At 45.0% G+C, this 2,225-nt stretch carries 1 protein-coding gene; it reads right to left on the reverse strand.

All coding sequences use genetic code 11. The annotated features are described in order from the left end of the window. Positions 1-192: 192 nt before the first annotated feature. Positions 193-1,677, reverse strand: a complete 1,485-nt coding sequence (locus C7B77_RS28640) for a response regulator (protein ID WP_106313081.1) — start codon at positions 1,675-1,677, stop codon at positions 193-195. Positions 1,678-2,225 lie beyond the last annotated feature (548 nt).

The raw sequence follows: 2,225 nt of genomic DNA on the forward strand, positions 1-2,225 counted from the left end.
GGCATTTGCCCTCACTAGCTTAACAGCTACGAACTTGTCTGGCGATTTTTTGAGAGGGGAGACGGGGAGAGGGGGAGAGGGGGAGAGGGAGTGCCTGAGTGGGTGGAACGCAGTTCCAAACCCTATTCACTATCCACTATTCACTATCCACTATTCACTATCCACTATTCACTATCCACTATTCACTATTCACTATCCCAACCATTGCTGAATAGTTTGATTGAGTTGTTTGAGCTTGACTGGTTTGGTGAGATAGTCATTGGCACCTGCACTCAAGCATTTGTCGCGATCTCCTTCCATGGCTAGAGCGGTGAGCGCGACAATCGGAATTTTTGTCAGTTGGGGATGTTCGCGGATGCGAGAAATTGCTTCTAATCCGTCCATTCCGGGCATTTGAATATCCATCAAAATGAGATCGGGACAGTGTTTTTGCGCGAGTTTTACCGCTGCTTCGCCGTCTTGAGCGACAATGGGACGATAGCCTTTGACCGTGAGATAACTAGAGATTGTATTGATATTTAGTTCGTTATCTTCGACGATCAGAATCAGTGGCGGTTCGATCTCTTCCTCGACGATGATTTCGGAAACTGTATTGAGATAGTCTGGTAAATTGCTCGGCTCGCTCTGAGACTCTGCAACTAAACAGGTATGCGGCAATGATACGGCAATATAAGTACCCTGACCGATGATACTCTGACAAGTCAGCTTGCCACCATGCAATTCGACGATCGGATTGACGAGCATCAAGCCTAAGCCGACATGATGGCTATCGTTGGTGTAGCCTTGCATTGGGAGTACGGGAAGTATCGGTTGAAATAATTCATCTTCGCTAGCAACAGGAATCTCTTTGCTGGTATCGCTCACGGCAAAATTGATAAATGATGTAGCATCTACCATCGTCCCTGCTGGCTCCCGAGTTACTGTTAATTGCACTCTACCGCCAATGGGGGTTGCATCGATCGCGCGATCGAGTAAGTTAATTAATACTTGGCGCATCCGCTGGAGATCGACGAGAATCATGCCAGCCTCGGCGGGGATGTGTGCATCTAGTTGAATCTGTTTTTGGATGGCATGGTGTTTGACAAAGCTGGCACTAAACTGACAGAGTTCTACTACCGAAACCTTCGTCAGCTCTAGTTCTAGCTTGCCGAGTTGAATCTGAGACAGATCTGTCATATTATTTACCAGTGCGAGCAAATACCCACCACTGCGATCGATCGTCGTGACTGCATTGAGTTGTCGTTCGTTCATGACACCGAAGACTTCTTCTAATAATGCTTCTGACATGCCCAAAATGCCATTGAGCGGGTTGCGAAATTCATGGCTGAGGGTGGCGATAAATTCGTCGGTGAAGTAGTTAGTTGCCGCGACAGATTGGCTCTGGGTGGATTGCAGTAACTGCGGATAACATTGTTCGAGATCGGATATTTTTGTGGTAGCTCCGGCTCGAACGTAGCAATCGTAAGCATCTTGCAAATATACTGCGGCGATTTTTGCTTTACCCCATGCTGCATAAAAGTTGCTGGCGCGTTCGTTGGCGATCGCTTCTGCTTCGAGGGAGCGAGCGGCTTGAGCTGCTAGAATCGATCGCTCTAATCGCTCGATCTCGATAGCATATTCTTCCAAAGTTTTTGCTTGCGCTGCTTCTATAAATTCGTATTCATCTTGACAGTTCATGAGCAAAAATTTGATTAAGTACTTTCGTTTGCAGTTAAGTTTTGACGATTTAAATTAATATTTCGATTAGCTTCAATTATGCCGCACTATCGATACTATAAACTACAATAGCAGATTTATTTCATTATTTATAGCTCGGACAAATTAACTCGATCGCTTTGACTTGGAAAGACTATCTTCTAAGATTAAAGATGATAATTAGTAATTATTAGTTTTATATCTCGGGGCTATATTTAGCGATCGAGGAGTGTCATGCAAGCTGTTTAAATCCAGTAACAGATTTAACATTATATATTAAGTATACCCAAGTTGTGGGCCGATCTATGTGAGCGAGATCTAGGCTTTAGGGGTTAGGCTTTAGGCTTTAGGTTTTAGGCTTTAGGGGAAGTGGACACTGGCATCCACCCATTACCCATTACCCATTACCCATTACTTATTACTCATTACTCATTACTCATTACCCATTACCCATCCACCCATCCACCCATCCACCCATCCACCCCTCTCCCTCCCTAATCGAGATCCAGACATTCCTGAATAGTCTGATG

This window comes from Chamaesiphon polymorphus CCALA 037 (genome assembly GCF_003003845.1).
Lineage (GTDB): Bacteria > Cyanobacteriota > Cyanobacteriia > Cyanobacteriales > Chamaesiphonaceae > Chamaesiphon > Chamaesiphon polymorphus.